Raw genomic sequence first — 17,798 nt, forward strand, 5'->3', positions numbered from 1 at the left:
TCACCCACCCCCCCGGCGCGGCCCCCCCGCCGCCCCCCCCCCCCCCCCCCCGCGGCGGGAGTTGGGGATCAGCCGGCGGTCAGGCGGGTGATCGCCTCGTCCACCGTGAGCTCCTCGCGCTCACCCGTCCTGCGGTCCTTCAGCTCCAGGACGCCCTCGCCGGAACGGCGGCCGGCGACCAGGATCTGCGGTACGCCGATGAGTTCGGCGTCGGTGAACTTCACGCCCGGGGAGACCCCGGCCCGGTCGTCGACCAGGACCCGCAGCCCGGCCGCCCGCAGCTTCTCCGAGACCTCCAGGGCGAGTTCGGTCTGCAGGGCCTTGCCGGCCGCGACGACGTGCACGTCGGCGGGGGCGACCTCACGCGACCAGACCAGGCCGTGCTCGTCGGCGGTCTGCTCGGCGAGGGCCGCGACGGCGCGGGAGACGCCGATGCCGTAGGAGCCCATGGTCACGCGGACCGGCTTGCCGTTCTGGCCGAGGACGTCGAGCTTCAGGGCGTTGGTGTACTTCTGGCCCAGCTGGAAGATGTGGCCGATCTCGATGGCACGGTCCAGCTTGAGGCCGGTGCCGCACTTCGGGCAGGGGTCGCCCTCCAGCACGACGACGACGTCCACGTACGCGTCGACGGTGAAGTCACGGTCCGCCACGACGTTCCTGGCGTGCGTGCCCACCTTGTTGGCGCCGGTGATCCAGGCGGTGCCGGGGGCCACCCGGGGGTCGGCGATGTACCTGACCTTCTCGCCGAGGCCCTGCGGGCCGACATAGCCGCGGACCAGGTCGGGCCGGCCGGCGAAGTCGGACTCGGTGACCAGCTCGACGGCGGCCGGGGCGAAGTGCTCCTCGACCTTGCCCAGGTCGACCTCGCGGTCGCCCGGCACGCCCACCGCCACGATCTCGCCGTCGACCTTCACCAGCAGGTTCTTCAGGGTGGCGGAGGCCGGGACACCGAGGTGGGCGGCGAGGGTCTCGATGGTCGGGGTGTCCGGGGTCGGGATCTCCTCCAGCGCGGGCACGCCGGAGGCGTCGACCGGCTTCAGCGTGTACGAGATCGCCTCGGTGTTCGCCGCGAAGTCGCAGTTCGGGCAGTCGGCGAAGGTGTCCTCGCCGGCCTCGGCCGGGGCCAGGAACTCCTCCGACTTCGAACCGCCCATCGCGCCGGCCGTGGCGGCGACGATGCGGTAGTCCAGGCCGAGGCGCTCGAAGATCCGCCGGTAGGCCTCGCGGTGCAGGGCGTACGACCTGGCGAGGCCGTCCTCGTCCAGGTCGAAGGAGTAGGAGTCCTTCATCAGGAACTCGCGGCCGCGCAGGATGCCCGCGCGCGGACGGGCCTCGTCCCGGTACTTGTTCTGGATCTGGTAGAGGATGACCGGCAGGTCCTTGTAGGAGGACGCCTGGTCCTTCACCAGCAGGGTGAAGATCTCCTCGTGGGTGGGGCCGAGGAGGTAGTCGCCGCCCTTGCGGTCCTGGAGACGGAACAGCTCCTGGCCGTACTCGTCCCAGCGGCCGGTCGCCTCGTACGGCTCCCGGGGCAGGAGGGCCGGCAGCAGCACCTCCTGGGCGCCGATCGCGTCCATCTCCTCGCGGACGATCCGCTCGATGTTCGACAGCACCTTCAGGCCGAGCGGCAGCCAGGACCAGATCCCGGCGGCGGTGCGGCGGACGTAGCCTGCGCGGACGAGAAGCTTGTGGCTGAGGACCTCGGCGTCCGCCGGGTCGTCACGCAGCGTCTTCGCCATCAACTGGGACATGCGTTGGACCGGTGCGTTCGCCATGGTTCTCGTACTCCTGCCGGAAAAGGGTGATGGCTAGGAGGTTAGCCGGGCACGCTGTGCCGGTGGAAATCGATTCGCGACGACAGGCTGCAACGGGCTACTTGCGGCGGAGCGGCAGGGGCGCGCCCATCACGGCGTACGGCTTCGGGGCGCTGGGGAAATGCACCTGGCGGGCGAGGTCGACGTAGCCGAGGGAGTGGTAGAGGCCCCGGGCCGGGCTGTCGGTGTCGATCGCGGAGAGGATCGAGCGGGGCTCGGCGGCGCCGTCGGTGATGAGCGTGATCAGGCGGCGGCCGACGCCGTGGTTCTGGTGGCGGGGGTGCACGTGCAGCTCGGTGATCACGAAGGAGTCGTCGAGCCAGTCGGCGTTGCCCTCGGCGCGGAGGTAGGGCTCCACGACGGTGGACCACCAGTGGGTCCGGCTGTTCGGCATGCCGTAGACGAACCCCACGAGACGGCCTTCGGCCGTGGCCCCGAGGGCCCTTGCCCCCGGGTACTGCATGTGGCGGAGGACGATCTGGCGGCGGACCGCTACCTCGTCGGGACCCAGGCCGAAGGCGATCGCTTGGACTGCCAGGGCCTCGTCCACGTGGGAGGGGAGGTCCAGGGGGCCGATCACGAGGGTCATGTGGGGAGGGTACAGGGGGTTCCGGTCTGCCGTCCGGGTGCGGGTTGTGTGTGGCTGGTCGCGCGGTTCCCCACCCGGACGTAGGCCTAAAAAAGAACGCTCATGAACGCGCCGACCTCTTGGAAACCCACCCGCAGATAGGTCCGTCTGGCCGCCGTGTTGAAGTCGTTGACGTAGAGGCTCACCACGGGGGCGACATCGGCCAGGGCGTAGCGCAGGACCGCCGCCATGCCGGGGGCCGCCAGGCCCATGCCCCGGTACTCCGGGGCGACCCACACGCCCTGGATCTGGCAGGCCTCGGCCGTGGCCGCGCCGATCTCCGCCTTGAAGACGACCTTGCCCTCGTCGTCGATCCGGGCGAACGAACGTCCGGAGCCGACGAGTTCGGCGACCCTCGCCTGGTAGAGGAGGCCGCCGTCGCCGGCCAGCGGGGAAACGCCCACCTCCTCCGTGAACATCGCCACGCAGGCCGGCATGATCATCTCCATCTCGTCCTTGCGGATGCGACGGACGTACGGATCCGGGGCGATGTCGGCCGGCATGCGGTCGGTGACCATCAGGGGCTGGTGGCCGCGCACCTCGCGGGCGGGGCCCCAGTGCGGTTCCAGGAGGCGCCACAGCTGGGCGGTGGCCTCGGCGGGGCCGACGATCGAGGAGCAGCGGCGGCCGGCCCGGCGGGCCCGGTCGGCGAAGGCGCGGACGGCGCGGGGGGTGGCACAGATCGGGACCAGGTTGGCGCCGGCGTAGCAGAGGGACGTGAGCATGCCGTCCTCGTACCAGCCCCACATCTCGCCGCCGAGGCGCCAGGGGTCGAGGCCGGCCACCTGGACACGCGAGGTCACGAAGGCGTTCGCGACCGGCTCGCGGTCCAGTACGGCGAGCGCGGCGTCCAGGTCACTCGGTTCGAGCACCCGTGAGGTGGTCTGCGTCAACACGTGCGGGGCCTCACGCTGATGGGTTCTGCTGATCTCCGCACTGTACCTGCGGAAGCTGGGCCGTGCCGCCCCGCGTCCCATGAAGTGGCCGCCACCTGGAGTTCCGTCCCTGGGGGCGCCGCCCCCAGCCCCCCGCTCCGGCCTCCGGCCTCGTCCTCAAACGCCGGACGGGCTGGATTTCCAGCCCCTCCCGCCTCCAAGGACAAAGCCCACGACGCCAGCCCCCACCACCTCCGCGGCCTTCGAGAACGAAGCCCACAACGTCAGCCCCTGCCGCCTTCCCGGCGTTCGAGAACGAAGCCCACGACGTCAGCCCCCACCACCTCCGCAGCGTTCGAGAATGAAGCCCACGACGCCAGCCCCCACCACCTCCGCGGCCTTCGAGAACGAAGCCCACGACGTCAGCCCCTGCCGCCTTCCCGGCGTTCGAGAAGGAAGCCCGCGACGTCAGCCCCCACCGCCGCCGCGGCGTTCGAGAACGGCCCGCGAAGTCAGCCCCTCCGGCGTTTGAGGAGCGGGGTCCAGGGGCGGAGCCCCTGGGCGGGGGTGTCAGGGGCTGCGCCTCTTGAGGACGGGACGGGTAGGGGCGGCGGGGGCGAAGAAACCCGGCCGCCACCCGCAGACGGCCTCAGCCCGCCACCGACACCGACGGCTCGCCCGACTCCGTGCCGTCCGCCTCCATCTGCTCGGCCAGCTTCATGGCCTCCTCGATGAGGGTCTCCACGATCTTCGACTCCGGGACCGTCTTGATGACCTCGCCCTTGACGAAGATCTGCCCCTTGCCGTTGCCGGAGGCGACACCGAGGTCGGCCTCGCGGGCCTCGCCGGGGCCGTTCACGACGCAGCCCATGACGGCGACGCGGAGCGGGACCTCCATGCCGGTGAGGCCGGCGGTGACCTCTTCGGCGAGCTTGTAGACGTCGACCTGGGCCCGCCCGCAGGAGGGGCAGGAGACGATCTCCAGGCCGCGCTGCTTGAGGTTGAGGGACTCCAGGATCTGGTTGCCGACCTTGACCTCCTCGACCGGCGGCGCGGAGAGGGAGACGCGGATCGTGTCGCCGATGCCCTGGGAGAGGAGGGCGCCGAAGGCGACGGCCGACTTGATCGTGCCCTGGAAGGCCGGGCCCGCCTCGGTGACGCCGAGGTGCAGCGGGTAGTCGCACTGGGCGGCGAGCTGCCGGTACGCCTCGATCATCACGACCGGGTCGTTGTGCTTGACCGAGATCTTGATGTCCCGGAAGTCGTGCTCCTCGAAGAGGGACGCCTCCCACAGCGCCGACTCGACCAGGGCCTCGGGGGTCGCCTTGCCGTACTTCTGGAGCAGCCGGCGGTCCAGCGAACCCGCGTTGACGCCGATCCGGATCGGGGTGCCGTGGTCCTTGGCGGCCGCCGCGATCTCCTTGACCTTGTCGTCGAACTGCTTGATGTTGCCCGGGTTCACCCGGACCGCGGCGCAGCCGGCCTCGATGGCCGCGAAGACGTACTTCGGCTGGAAGTGGATGTCCGCGATGACGGGGATCTGCGACTTCCTGGCGATCGTGGCGAGCGCGTCGGCGTCGTCCTGGGTGGGGCAGGCCACCCGCACGATCTGGCAGCCGGACGCCGTCAGCTCGGCGATCTGCTGGAGGGTCGCGCCGATGTCGGACGTACGGGTCGTGGTCATCGACTGGACCGAGACCGGGGCGTCCCCACCGACCGCCACGGAGCCGACCTGGATCTGCCGGCTCTTCCGGCGCTCGGCGAGCTTGGTCGGAACGGACGGCATGCCGAGAGAAATCGCAGTCATCTGCTGTGCAACCCCAAGTCGTGGATCTAGGTCCAGGTCCCGTCGTAAGCGGGTTCCAGGCTTCGAGATTACGGCACCGGCACCGGACCGAGCACATCCCCCACCCGTAAACCCACTCGATGGAAGCGGCCCGGAACTCAGTGTTCCGAGCCGCTTCGAATGCTGTGTGGCTACGAGATTTTCACGGGGTTAACCGTGCCCTGACCGCCCTTCGCGGTCGGCCGCGCGGCCGGGTCCAGTCCCGGGCGGATGGCGAGGTGAGGCCATCGGCGTCGAAGCCGTGGATCACGTCCCGGACCCGGTCCGGGCTGGTGACGGACCCGGACCGACCCGCACCAGGAGCCTGGCGGCGAACCTGACGCGAGCGGGACGGCCCGAGTCCTACTGGTTGGCCTGGATCTGCTTGAGGAAGGTGTGCGAGCGGTCCCACACGCTCAGCAGCGCCCAGGTGTAGTAGTGGCCGTCGACCATGTCCGTCCACGCCGGCCATCCGGTTGCGCCGTAGTACTCGGTCCCGTTGCATTCTTCCCAGCTGCTGCCGGTGTTGCTCGGGCCGGGGAAGCAGGATTTCTGGAGCGCCGAGGCGTTCGGCTGGTTGCTGGTCATGGCGAAGATCGAGAGGTCGACGCCCCAGCCGGCCTGCTGCGCCGCCGTATTCTCGACGGCTTCCGCCCAGTTGCTGTTGCAGGTGCCGGAGTACCGGTTGTACAGCGTGACGGTCGCGGCGCCGCTGGTGTACGTGGCGGTGGTCGTGGACGTCACTGGGCAGCCGTAGGTACGCGGGTCGTGGCCCACGCAGCTGCTGCCACCGCAGCTCGCAGCGGCAGCCGAGGCCTGGCTTGCGCCGGCGAACAGGCCGAAGCCGGTGGTCAGGAATATGAGACTGGCCGCTGTGAGGGCGGCGGCGTGGCGGTTTCGGGCCATGGCGTGTCTCCGTGTCCGGGGATGATGTCGGTTGGCCGATGGAGCGGGTGCGGCAGCGCGTGCGGGCTTGCCGCGACGCGCGAAGGCGACTCTCTTGCGCGGGCCGCGCTGAATCACTCGAGCGACGAGCGACCGCATGGCCGCTCGTCGCACCCCGTCACCGCAGCCGAGCCGCTCCGCGGCATGCCCCGCTCGCTGCGGGTGCCCTGCCAGGTGTAGAGGTGGGATTGTCCAGCGGGAAGTGCCGTGGACAATGGCTCTCGCAGGTTTGTCCACGACGGGGTCGGGGTGCCGCTTGCACCCCCGGTTTCGATGCGGACCGAGAGACTGAAACACGTTCCGCGTCGGCGAAAGACTTTTTCGTAGCGGGGGGTTGAGTATGGGTCGAGGGATGCGCCCCTTATCACCCGAAAGCGGTCCGGTGGAGAGTTTTGCGTGCGAACTGCGCGCATTACGGTCCCTCGCCGGCGACCTGCCTTTCTGGAAGATGGCGCGCCGCTGTGCTGTGGCCAAGAGCGCGCTGGCAGCGGCTGCGGCCGGCCGCAAGCTGCCTTCAGAAGCGGTGACCAGGGAGTTCGTGCGGGCATGCGGCGGGGACTGGATCTACTGGCAGAAGAGATGGGCGCTGGCGAGAGCAGAGGCCGAACGGAGCACCGATACACCGGGCAGGGAATTGGCCCGTCGTCATCCAGGCCTGGTGGTTGTCCCGCGCAGCCGCCTTCCGATGTACTTCGCCGAACTCAACGCCACGCGAAGCGACACGGACTCCACGCTCCTCGCGCACGCTCCGCCGCGAGGGCGACTCCGGCGGGTAGCCGTCATCGCGCTGGTGCTCGCGGCGGTCGCCACCGGCATGGGCCTGTCGCAAACCATCTCGTTCCTCCACCACACCGGTGCGTCTCCGCAGACGGCCCTGGCGCCGGCCGACGGCACCGATCCGCAGCTGGCCGGATGCGGAAAGGACGCGGAGGACCTGGCCGTCGCCCCCGTGCGGCTCCGGGGCCCGCTCACCCTTGGTGGCCACAGGCTCGCCAAGGGAACCCGGGTCGGGACGGTGACCCTGCGCTACTCGTTTCACTGCGCGGGAGCTTGGGCCCGCTTCGACCCCGCCCCCGTGATCGACACGGATCTCAAAGACAGCACCGGCGGCTCCACCACCGTGTGGGCCCAGCGCCCGGCCGACGCCACCCAGGAGACCTGGAGCATGGGACACGTCGACGAGTCGTACTCCGGGCTCCTGCTGACCGGTCTCGGCTGCGCCATTGCCGGTGCGCGATTCGACGCGACCAACGAGAACATGGTTGCCGACGGGCAAACCCCCTGTCTGCCCGTCCTCTCGGCGGACCGCAGGGCGTCCGCACCCACAGCGGGACAGTGATCTGGTTGCGCGCGCCCCCGGCCGCGTCACCTGCCCGGGTGGTACTTGACCGCGCCGGCCGGGGGCAGGTCGTGGGGGGAGGCGGTGCCGCTGCCGGCCCCAGGGGGTGGGCGCACCGCCGACGTCACCCGTGAACAGCGAAGGCGTGCGGAGTGCGTGCACCCGCCGTACGAGAAAGCCGCGCCTTTCACTCGCGTGAGCTGCACGAGTGAAAGGCGCGATACCGCAGCAAGCCTGATGAAAGAGGATCGATTGGTTAGCCGATGCGCACGGGGTTGACCACATCGGCGATGAGGACGAGGACCGTGAAGCAGACGAACACCCCGGCCACCACATAGGCCACCGGCATCAGCTTCGCCACGTCGAACGGACCGGGGTCGGGGTGGCGCAGCACCTTGGCCAGGCTGCGGCGCAGCGACTCCCACAGGGCGCCCGCGATGTGGCCGCCGTCCAGCGGGAGGAGCGGGAGCATGTTGAAGAGGAACAGGGAGAGGTTGAAGCCGGCCACCAGCATCAGGGCCATGGCCAGTTGCTCGGTGGGCGGGATGTCCAGGGTGAAGATCTCGCCGCCGACGCGGGCCGCGCCGACCACGCCCATCGGGGAGTCCGGCTGGCGGGGGGCGCCGTCGAAGGCCGCGTCCCACAGGGCCGGGATCTTGCCGGGCAGGCTCGCGATGGAGTCGACGGCCTCGCCGAGCCGGTCGCCCATCCAGGTCAGCGATTCACCGAAGTCCTGGCGGACGATGCCGGTGGCGGCGCTGAAGCCGAGGAAGCCCGCGGTGACGTACTGACCCTCGACGATCTGGCCGCTGGAGTCCTTCTTGGCGACCTGGTTGGTGGCGATCTTCGCGTGCAGGGTGACGTCCTGGCCCTTGCGGTCGACGACGATCGCGACGTCCTTGCCGGGGGTGGAGCGGATCAGGTCGGAGAGCTGGTTCCAGCTGTCCGTCCGCACGCCGTTGAAGGAGAGGATCTTGTCGCCGGCCTTCAGGCCCGCGGCGGCGGCCGGGGAGGCGGCGTCGGTCGTCTTGCAGGTGTCGCGGTTCTCGCTCTGGGCGATCACGCACTGGGAGACCGAGCTGACCGTGGTGGTCTGCTGGCTGATGCCGAAGCCCATCAGGACGGTGAGGAAGAGCGCGACCGCGAGGACCAGGTTCATGAAGGGGCCCGCGAACATCACGATCACGCGCTTCCAGGGGGCGCGCGTGTAGAAGAGGCGGGTGTCGTCGCCCGGCTGGAGTTCCTCGAAGGCGGCCGAGCGGGCGTCCTCGATCATGCTGCGCCAGGGTGAGGTGGAGCGGGCGGTGACCCGGCCGTCGGCACCCGGCGGGAACATGCCGATCATGCGGATGTAGCCGCCGAGCGGTACGGCCTTGATGCCGTACTCCGTGTCGCCCTTGCGCCGCGACCAGATGGTCGGGCCGAAGCCGACCATGTACTGCGGGACGCGGATGCCGAAGAGCTTGGCGGTGGAGAGATGCCCCAGCTCGTGCCAGGCGATCGAGACCAGCAGGCCGATCACGAAGACGACTATGCCGAGGATCATCATCAGGGCTGTCATGCACGCGCCTCCGCGGTCGCCTTCTGCGCTGTCAGTTCCCGGGCCCGGATCCGCGCCCAGGTCTCCGCTTCGAGTACGTCCGGCACGGTGAGCGAAGTTCCCGTACGGGGGGTGCCGTGTTCCTCGACCACCCGGGTCACGGTCTCCATGATGCCGTTGAAGGGCAGCAGACCGGTCCGGAAGGCCTCGACGCACTCCTCGTTGGCCGCATTGAACACCGCCGGCGCGGTGCCCGCGAGCTCACCGACGTGCCGGGCCAGGTTCACGGACGGGAAGGCCTGGTTGTCCAGCGGGAAGAACTCCCAGGTGGACGCCTTGCTCCAGTCGAAGGCGGGCGCCGCGTCCGGGACCCGTTCGGGCCAGCCGAGACCGATGGCGATCGGCCCCCGCATGTCGGGGGGCGTCGCCTGCGCGATCGTGGATCCGTCCGTGAACTCGACCATCGAGTGGACATACGACTGCGGGTGCACGACCACCTCAATGCGGTCGAAGGGAATGTCGTAGAGGAGGTGGGCCTCGATGACTTCCAGCCCCTTGTTGACCAGGGTGGCGGAGTTGATCGTGATGACCGGTCCCATCGCCCAGGTCGGGTGGGCGAGCGCGTCCTCGACGGTGACGTTCGCCAGGTCGGCCTTGGTGCGGCCGCGGAAGGGGCCGCCGGACGCCGTGACGACCAGCTTGCGGACGTCGGCCCGGGTCCCGGCCGCCAGCGACTGGAAGAGTGCCGCGTGCTCGGAGTCGACCGGGATGATCTGGCCGGGCTTGGCGAGCGCCTTGACCAGGGGGCCGCCGACGATCAGCGACTCCTTGTTGGCGAGGGCGAGGGTGCGGCCCGCCTCCAGGGCGGCGAGGGTGGGTGCGAGGCCGATGGAGCCGGTGATGCCGTTGAGGACGGTGTGGCAGTCGGAGGCGGCGACGTGGGTGGCCGCGTCGGGTCCGGCGAGAATCTCGGGGAGCGGCTCGCCGGGGCCGTACAGCGCCGTCAGCGCCTCGCGCAGCGCCGGTACGACGTCCTCGCGGGCGACCGCGACGGTGCGCACCCGCAGCCGGTGGGCCTGCTCGGCGAGGAGGGCGATCCGGCCGCCCTGGGCGGACAGCGCGGTGACCCGGAAGCGGTCGGGGTTGCGCAGGACGAGGTCGATGGCCTGGATGCCGATCGATCCGGTGGAGCCGAGGATCACCACGTCCTTCGGGCCGTCGCCCACGAGCGGGTCGTACACGAGGTGCGGGTCGGCGAGGGGTGCCGGACTGGCGGGACTGTCGGTCATCCCCCCATTGTGGCCGCATCCGGCGGCCGGGAGGACAGCGCGTCCCTCAGGCGGGTGCCTTATCAGTTCCTGTCGTCGTATGGAGCGGAATTCCCTTTGTGAGGTTCACGTGAAGATCATGTGATAACACTTCTGTCGGGCCGGCGGGGATGACCGGCCCGACCGGAAGACGTCCTGGGGGGATCTCTTCATGCGCACCAAGTCCATACGCGCCGCCCTGCCCGCACTCGCGGGCGCCGCGCTGCTCACCGGCACCGTGTTCAGCACCCCGGCCCAGGCGGCCGGGGGCGTGACCATTTACCACGTCTGGTTCGACAGCCCGGGCAGCGACAACCGCTCCAACGCCAGCCTCAACGCCGAGTGGGTGCAGATCAAGAACACCGGCGGCTCGGCCGTCTCACTGGGGGGCTGGGTCCTGAAGGACAAGTCGAACCATCGCTACGTCTTCAAGAGCGTCAAGATCGGCGCCCACAAGACGATGAAGGTGCACACCGGCCGGGGCACGGACACCGCGTCGGACAAGTACCAGAACCGCCGCGCCTACGTGTGGAACAACACCAGCGACACGGCGACGCTGACCAGGGCGAGTGGCGCCAAGGTCGACTCCTGCTCCTGGACGACGCGGGATCCGAGCGACAAGTACTGCTGAATCGCTCCTTCAGCAACCTCGCCGAAGGGGGCCCCGGCGAAAGGGCCTCACTCGAAGGGGCGGCGGACGTTGTCGCGCTGCGAGGGTCCGGGGGTCGCGTCCGCGATCCACGGACCCTCGCCCGACGGGTCGACGATCCCCTGCTCCAGCCATTCGAAGGAGCCGCCGAGCACGGCCTTGACGACCTTGCGGTCCAGGTCGTCGGTGTTCGACCAGAGGCGGGTGAACAGCTCGTCGACGCGGATGCGGGCCTGCCGGCAGAACGCGTCGGCGAGCAGGTAGGCCTCGCGGCCGTGGTCGCCCTGGCGGCGCAGCAGGTCGGCGCGCACGCAGGCCGCGCTCATGGCGAACAGTTCGGCGCCGATGTCCACGACCCGGCCCAGGAAGCCCTGCTTGGTCTCCATCCGGCCCTGCCAGCGGGACATGGCGTAGAAGGTGGAGCGGGCCAGCTTGCGGGCGTGCCGTTCGACGTAGCGCAGGTGCGGGGCGAGGTCCACGCCGTGCTTGAAATCGCCGTACGACGTAGGGAGCTGACCGGGTCCCGCGACCAGCTTCGGGAGCCACTTGGCGTAGAAGACGCCAGCGTTGGCGCCCGCCCTCGCCTTGTCCTGGAGGGACTTGTCGGGGTCGATGAGATCGCCGGCGACCGACAGGTGGGCGTCGACGGCCTCGCGGGCGATCAGCAGGTGCATGATCTCCGTGGAGCCCTCGAAGATGCGGTTGATGCGCAGGTCGCGCAGGAGCTGCTCGGCGGGGACGGCGCGTTCGCCGCGGGCCGCCAGCGACTCGGCCGTCTCGAAGCCGCGGCCGCCGCGGATCTGGACCAGCTCGTCGGCCATCAGGCAGGCCATCTCGGAGCCGTAGAGCTTGGCGAGGGCGGCCTCGATGCGGATGTCGTTGCGGTTCTCGTCGGCCATCTGGGAGGACAGGTCCACGACCGCCTCCAGGGCGAAGGTGGTCGCCGCGATGAAGCTGATCTTGGAGCCGACGGCTTCGTGCAGCGCGACCGGCTTGCCCCACTGCTCGCGGGCCGCCGACCACTCGCGGGCGATCTTCAGGCACCACTTGCCGGCGCCCACGCACATCGCGGGCAGGGAGAGGCGGCCCGTGTTGAGGGTGGTGAGGGCGATCTTGAGGCCCGCGCCCTCGGGGCCGATGCGGTTGGCGGCGGGGACCCTGACCTGGTGGAAGCGGGTGACGCCGTTCTCGATGCCGCGCAGGCCCATGAAGGCGTTGCGGTTCTCGACGGTGATGCCCGGCGCGTCGGCCTCGACGACGAAGGCCGTGATGCCGCCCTTGCCCGTCTCGGACCTCGGGACGCGGGCCATGACGACCAGGAGGTCGGCGACCACGCCGTTGGTGGTCCAGAGCTTCACCCCGTCGAGGACGTAGTCGTCCCCGTCCGGTACGGCGGTGGTGGCCAGGCGGGCCGGGTCCGAGCCGACGTCCGGCTCGGTGAGCAGGAACGCGGAGATGTCGGTGCGGGCGCAGCGGGGCAGGAAGGCGTCCTTCTGCTCCTGGGTGCCGAAGATCTTCAGCGGCTGCGGGACGCCGATGGACTGGTGGGCGGAGAGCAGCGCGCCGACCGCGGGGTTCGCGGAGCCGACCAGGGAGAGGGCCCGGTTGTAGTAGACCTGGGTGAGGCCGAGGCCGCCGTACTTGGTGTCGATCTTCATGCCGAGGGCGCCGAGCTCCTTGAGGCCGGCGATCACCTCGTCGGGGATGCGTGCCTCGCGCTCGATGAGCGCCGAGTCGATCTTCGTCTCGCAGAACTCGCGCAGCCGGGCCAGGAACTCCTCGCCGCGCTGTACGTCCTCGTCCGCCGGGAGCGGATGCGGGTGGATGAGGTCGAGCCGGAAGCGCCCGAGGAACAGCTCCTTGGCGAAACTGGGCTTGCGCCAGTCCTGTTCCCGGGCGGCCTCCGCCACCTGGCGGGCCTCCCGTTCGGTGACGGTGGGTTTCTTGGTGGTGGGGGCGGACATTGAGGCTCACCTCGCCACGAAAGGGGTTGTTGGGACCGTTCGTTACCGACCAGTGCTACTGGATCGTTGGTACCCGAATCGGGCCGCACCTACCAGCCCTCGCGGTCCGATCGGCTGACGCACCGACCGCACCGGCACATTTCTCGGCCGCTGCCGCCCAGGTCATACTTGCCGGGCGCGACGGCGCCGAAGGCGGCGCGCCTCCTGCTCGGCTCGGCGGCCCGCGCCGGGGTGACAGCGCGCCGCGGTGAGCGCGGCCGGGGCGGCGCGTTGCCGAACCACTCCGCAATTCGTTGTCGAAGCGCTTCGACAACCTATGGACACCCACCCGCACTGAAGCTACTGTCGAACCACCCTCACTCGCCACCCGTCAGCAATGCGCACTGTCGAAGCGCTTCACACATCTGGGAGAGCTGGATGGTCACCCTCGCCGAGGTCGCCCAGCACGCCGGAGTCTCGGCGAGCACGGTGAGCTATGTCCTCAGCGGCAAGCGGTCCATCTCCGCCATCACCCGGCAGCGGGTCGAGCAGAGCATCCGGGAGCTGGGCTACCACCCGAACGCGGGCGCCCGCGCCCTGGCCAGCAGCCGGTCGAACATCATCGCGCTGATGATCCCGCTGCGTACGGACATGTACGTGCCGGTGATGATGGAGATCGCGATCGCGGTGGCCACCACGGCCCGTGCGCACGGCTACGACGTCCTGCTGCTCACCGGCGAGGAGGGTCCGGACGCGGTGCGCCGGGTCACCGGCAGCGGGCTCGCCGACGCCATGATCCTGATGGACGTGGAGCTGGAGGACGAGCGGCTGCCGCTGCTGCGGCAGACCGACCAGCCCTCCGTGCTCATCGGCCTGCCTGCCTCCACCTCCGGGCTGACCTGCGTCGATCTCGACTTCGGGGCGACCGGCGCACTGTGCGTGGAGCACCTCGCGAAGCTCGGTCACCGTGACATCGCTGTCATCGGCGAGGCCCCGGCCGTCTACGAGCGGCACACCGGCTTCGCCGAGCGCACCCTGGACGGACTGCGCTCCCGGGCCCGGGAGCTGGGCCTGAGGGTGCTGCACCGGCCGTGCGAGGGCGGGTACGACGCGATGGCCGCCACGCTGGCCCGGATCTTCGACGAGCGCCCCGGCACCACGGGCTTCGTCGTCCAGAACGAATCCGCGGTGGAGCCGCTGCTCGCGCTGCTGCGCCAGCAGGGCCGGGCCGTGCCGGAGGACGTCTCCGTGGTCGCGATCTGCCCGGACCAGGTCGCCGTCCAGGCGTCGGTGCGGCTGACCTCGGTCGCCATCCCCGCCCAGGAGATGGGCCGGTACGCCGTGGAGCACCTGGTCGCCAAGCTGGACGGCCGGGGCAGCGAAGAAGTCGTGCTGATCGCACCCGAGTTGACGGTACGGGCGAGCACGGGACCGGCGCCGACCGGGTCCTGACCCCCTTTGCAGTGCCCCGCGCCTTCCCAGGGGCACCCCTCTGTCTGCACTCCTTCAGGAGCACGTGACATGAACCAGTCTGCCCGAATCCAGTCCGCGGACGACCAGCCCAAGGTCAGCCTCGCGCAGTCCTCCCCCACCGCCGGCACGTTCCGGGAGCGGGACGGCGCCCTGGAGTGGAGCGGCCGTCAGGAGACGCTGCGCATCGAGCCGTGGGGGCCGGACGCGGTCCGGGTGCGCGCCCGGCTCGGCGGGCCGGTCCTCGACGGACTGCCCGGCGCCCTGCTCGACGCGCCCCCCGCCACCGGTTCGACCGTCCGGACCGGTGACGGACAGGGGCAGCTGACGGTCGGCGCGCTGACCGTCGAGGTGTCCGCCGAGGGCCTGGTCCGCTTCCTGCGCACCGACGACCGCTCGGAGGCGCTGGCCGAGGAGCGCGCCCACTTCTGGTGGCCCGGCTCCCGCCTGTACACCGCGGTCGGCAACGGCTACCACCGGCTGGAGCAGCGGTTCGCCGCCTACGAGGGCGAGAAGCTGTTCGGCCTGGGCCAGCACCAGCATGGGCGCCTGGACCAGAAGGGCATGGTCCTGGACCTGGTCCAGCGCAACGCCGAGGTCTCGATCCCGGTGCTGGTCTCCAGCCGCGGCTACACCCTGCTCTGGAACAACCCGGCGATCGGCCGCGTGGAGCTGGCCGGCAACGGCACCCGCTGGGTGGCCGACTCGGCCCGCCAGCTCGACTACTGGATCACCGTCGGCACCCCGGCCGACGGGCAGCGCAACTACAGTGCGGTGAGCGGCCGTTCACCGATGCTGCCGGAGTGGGCGGCCGGCTTCTGGCAGTGCAAGCTGCGCTACCGCACCCAGGACGAACTCCTCGCCGTGGCCCGCGAGTACAAGCGGCGTGGCCTGCCCATCGCGGCGATCGTCTGCGACTTCTTCCACTGGACCCACCTCGGCGAGTGGAAGTTCGACCCCGAGGAGTGGCCGGACCCGGCGGCGATGGTCCGCGAACTGGACGGGCTCGGCATCAAGCTGGTGGTGAGCGTCTGGCCGTCGGTGTCCCCGCTGTCGGAGAACCACCCGGTGATGGAGCAGCGCGGCTACTTCATCGGCACCCAGTACGGCCCGACGGCGCACGCCGACTGGCCGGACAAGGAGGTGGCGTCGACCGTCCAGGTGGCCTTCTACGACGCCACCAACCCGGACGCCCGGCAGTTCGTGTGGTCGAGGGTCAAGGAGAACTACCTGGACCCGTACGGCATCACGGCGTTCTGGCTGGACGCCTGCGAGCCCGAGCTGAAACCGGGCTTCCAGGAGAACCTGCGCTACTGGACGGGCCCGGGCCTGGAGGTCGGCAACAGCTACCCCGCCGAGAACTCCCGGACCTTCCACGAGGGTCTGCGGGCCGAGGGCGAGGAGGTCGTCACCCTCAACCGTTCGGCGTGGGCGGGCAGTCAGCGCTACGGGGCCGCGCTGTGGTCCGGCGACATCGGCACCGACTTCACGACCCTGCGCAAACAGATCGCGGCCGGCCTCAACACCGCGCTCTCCGGCATCCCGTGGTGGAACACCGACATCGGCGGCTTCCACGGCGGCGACCCGGACGACCCGGCGTACCGCGAGGTGATGGTCCGCTGGTTCCAGTTCGGGGCGCTCTCCCCGCTGATGCGCCTGCACGGCTTCCGCGACCCGGGCATGCCGCTGGGCCCGGACATGACGGGCGGCCCGAACGAGGTCTGGTCGTACGGCCCGGAGGCGGGCGCGATCCTGGAGAAGTACCTGCGGCTGCGCGAGCGCCTGAAGCCGTACGTCCTGCGGGTCATGCGGGAGGCCCACGAGGAGGGGCTGCCGGTGCTGCGGCCGCTGTTCCTGGAGTTCCCCGAGGACCAGGCGGCCTGGGCGGTGGACGACGCGTACCTCTTCGGCCGGGACCTGCTGGTGGCGCCGGTGCTGACGGCGGGCGCCACGGTCCGCACGGCCTATCTGCCCGCGGGCGCCCGCTGGACAAACGCGTGGACGGGCCAGTCGTACGGGGGCGGCACGGCGGTGACGGTCGACGCGCCGCTGGACCGTATCCCGCTGTTCCTGCGCGACGGGGCGGAACTACCGGTCACGGAGTAGTCCGGCCGGATCCCGACGCCCCTCGTTACCGGCCGGTTAATGTCTCAACTCGGCGGTGCGGGCGGGCAGTCGGAGGGGGTAGTCAGTATCCCCGCCGACTGTCCCCCCACGAAGGGTTGCGCTGCCGTGGCCTTGGACCCGCTCCCCCTCACGCTCGCCAACCTGCTCCTCGCACCCGGTTTCCGGGCCCGTCGCACGCCGGACCGGGCCTTCGGCCGGCTGCTCGACGCGGCCGGTCCGGAGGACGACGACGAACGCTTCACCGAGGACTTCCGCCACCTGCTGCGATGGTGGGCGCAGGCCGAGCGCCTGACCCCGGTCGGCTGGCTGTCCGCACGCGGGCACGTCGGCCGGCACCTGGCCAACCGCGCCCGGATCCGCCGTCTGCTCGCCGCGCACCCCGGGATCGAGCGGGAGCCCGTCGAGCGCCCGGTGTTCGTGGTGGGCCTGCCCCGGACCGCCACCACGCTCACCCACGGCATCCTCTCCCTCTCGGCGGACCACCGCTGCCCGCTGCTCTGGGAGCTGCTGACCCCCGGCCTGGACGAAGGCCGCGCGGAACGCGAGAAGGCGGTCACGGCCGCCCGTCGCCTGGTCGGTGCCATCAACCTCCTCGCCCCGGGCTTCCGGCACATCCACAACCTGCGCCCCGAGGGGCCGGAGGAGTGCACCTTCGCGCTGCCGCACACGGTGATGCCGCTCTCCCAGGCGGTGATCCCCGAGTACCTGCCCTGGCACGAGACCCATGACTTCGGCGCCGACTACCGCTACCTCAAGCAGGTCTACCAGGTCCTCCAGTACGGCCGCCCACGCCGCCGCTGGGTGCTGAAGTCGCCGCTGCACCTGGAGAACCTGGACGCGCTGCGGGCGGTCTTCCCGGACGCCACGATCGTGTGGACGCACCGCGATCCGGCCACCGCCGTGGCCTCGTTCTGCAGCCTGGTCGAGCACGGCATGGCGGTGAACACCCGCCCCCTCGACCTGCACGGGATCGGCGCCACCTGGCTGGAGCTGCTGGCCCGCTCGGCCCGCCGCGGTCTCGCCGCCCGCGCCGGCATCCCCCGCGAGTCCCTCGTCGACGTGCCCTACTCCTGGCTGGGCGCCGACCCGGCCGCGGGCGCCCCGAAGCTCTACGCGGCCGTGGGCGCCCGCTGGACCGAGGCCGACGCGGCCCGCCTCCCGGCCGTCGCCGCCCGCCCCAGGGGGACCCGCGTGCACAGCTACGACCTGGCCCGCTACGGCCTGACCCGCGCGGACGTCGACACCGCCTTCGCGGACTACAACGCGCTGCGCGCCGAGGTCGACCGGGCGTGACGGCGCGCGGGGCGGCCCCGCCGGGTCGCGGGGCCGCCCCGCC

13 protein-coding genes are annotated in these 17,798 nt (G+C 70.8%); 5 read left to right on the plus strand and 8 right to left on the minus strand.

Going from position 1 to position 17,798, the window contains the following annotated elements:
* Window positions 1-68 precede the first annotated feature (68 nt).
* The 5 genes from AB0472_RS30280 to AB0472_RS30300 form a co-directional block, all read right to left on the minus strand.
* Window positions 69-1,775: a proline--tRNA ligase gene (locus AB0472_RS30280; RefSeq protein WP_366361003.1), complete on the minus strand. Its 1,707-nt coding sequence runs from the start codon at window positions 1,773-1,775 to the stop codon at window positions 69-71.
* Window positions 1,776-1,872: 97 nt separating this feature from the next.
* The gene (locus AB0472_RS30285; RefSeq protein WP_366361005.1) at window positions 1,873-2,403 is read right to left on the minus strand and encodes a GNAT family N-acetyltransferase; all 531 of its coding nucleotides are present in this window, start codon (window positions 2,401-2,403) and stop codon (window positions 1,873-1,875) included.
* 86 nt (window positions 2,404-2,489) lie between these two features.
* Window positions 2,490-3,338: a GNAT family N-acetyltransferase gene (locus AB0472_RS30290; RefSeq protein ID WP_366361007.1), complete on the minus strand. Its 849-nt coding sequence runs from the start codon at window positions 3,336-3,338 to the stop codon at window positions 2,490-2,492.
* Between the two features lie 628 nt (window positions 3,339-3,966).
* Window positions 3,967-5,124, minus strand: coding sequence for a flavodoxin-dependent (E)-4-hydroxy-3-methylbut-2-enyl-diphosphate synthase (gene ispG, locus AB0472_RS30295; protein WP_351492431.1), 1,158 nt, complete (start codon window positions 5,122-5,124; stop codon window positions 3,967-3,969).
* Between the two features lie 381 nt (window positions 5,125-5,505).
* Window positions 5,506-6,048, minus strand: a complete 543-nt coding sequence (locus AB0472_RS30300; RefSeq protein WP_366361009.1) for a DUF2690 domain-containing protein — start codon at window positions 6,046-6,048, stop codon at window positions 5,506-5,508.
* 421 nt (window positions 6,049-6,469) lie between these two features.
* On the opposite strand from AB0472_RS30300, the gene AB0472_RS30305 reads away from it, so the two are divergent.
* Entirely contained in the window at window positions 6,470-7,426 is a 957-nt protein-coding gene (locus AB0472_RS30305; protein ID WP_366361011.1) for a DUF2690 domain-containing protein, read from the plus strand.
* Window positions 7,427-7,682: 256 nt separating this feature from the next.
* Here the strand turns inward: AB0472_RS30305 and AB0472_RS30310 are convergent, their stop codons facing one another.
* Both AB0472_RS30310 and dxr read right to left on the minus strand, forming a co-directional pair.
* Window positions 7,683-8,975 carry a site-2 protease family protein gene (locus tag AB0472_RS30310; RefSeq protein WP_366361186.1) on the minus strand — a complete coding sequence of 431 codons (1,293 nt, stop codon included), beginning with the start codon at window positions 8,973-8,975 and terminating at the stop codon, window positions 7,683-7,685.
* Between the two features lie 8 nt (window positions 8,976-8,983).
* Entirely contained in the window at window positions 8,984-10,255 is a 1,272-nt protein-coding gene (dxr, locus tag AB0472_RS30315; RefSeq protein ID WP_366361012.1) for a 1-deoxy-D-xylulose-5-phosphate reductoisomerase, read from the minus strand.
* 190 nt (window positions 10,256-10,445) lie between these two features.
* Here dxr and AB0472_RS30320 point away from each other — a divergent pair, with 190 nt between their 5' ends.
* On the plus strand, window positions 10,446-10,904 hold the full coding sequence (locus tag AB0472_RS30320) for a lamin tail domain-containing protein (RefSeq protein WP_366361014.1): 459 nt from the start codon (window positions 10,446-10,448) through the stop codon (window positions 10,902-10,904).
* Between the two features lie 47 nt (window positions 10,905-10,951).
* On the opposite strand, the gene AB0472_RS30325 is transcribed toward AB0472_RS30320, so the two are convergent.
* Entirely contained in the window at window positions 10,952-12,886 is a 1,935-nt protein-coding gene (locus tag AB0472_RS30325; protein ID WP_366361016.1) for an acyl-CoA dehydrogenase family protein, read from the minus strand.
* Between the two features lie 417 nt (window positions 12,887-13,303).
* On the opposite strand from AB0472_RS30325, the gene AB0472_RS30330 reads away from it, so the two are divergent.
* The 3 genes from AB0472_RS30330 (at window position 13,304) to AB0472_RS30340 (ending at window position 17,755) form a co-directional block, all read left to right on the plus strand.
* Window positions 13,304-14,317: a LacI family DNA-binding transcriptional regulator gene (locus tag AB0472_RS30330; RefSeq protein WP_366361018.1), complete on the plus strand. Its 1,014-nt coding sequence runs from the start codon at window positions 13,304-13,306 to the stop codon at window positions 14,315-14,317.
* Between the two features lie 69 nt (window positions 14,318-14,386).
* Window positions 14,387-16,441: a TIM-barrel domain-containing protein gene (locus tag AB0472_RS30335; protein ID WP_366361020.1), complete on the plus strand. Its 2,055-nt coding sequence runs from the start codon at window positions 14,387-14,389 to the stop codon at window positions 16,439-16,441.
* A 126-nt stretch (window positions 16,442-16,567) separates the two neighbouring features.
* Complete coding sequence (locus AB0472_RS30340; RefSeq protein WP_366361022.1) at window positions 16,568-17,755, plus strand: sulfotransferase; 1,188 nt, start codon at window positions 16,568-16,570, stop codon at window positions 17,753-17,755.
* The last annotated feature ends 43 nt before the right edge of the window (window positions 17,756-17,798 follow it).

Origin of the sequence: Streptomyces sp. NPDC086777 (assembly GCF_040702065.1) — a bacterium.
Classification (GTDB): Bacteria; Actinomycetota; Actinomycetes; order Streptomycetales; family Streptomycetaceae; genus Streptomyces.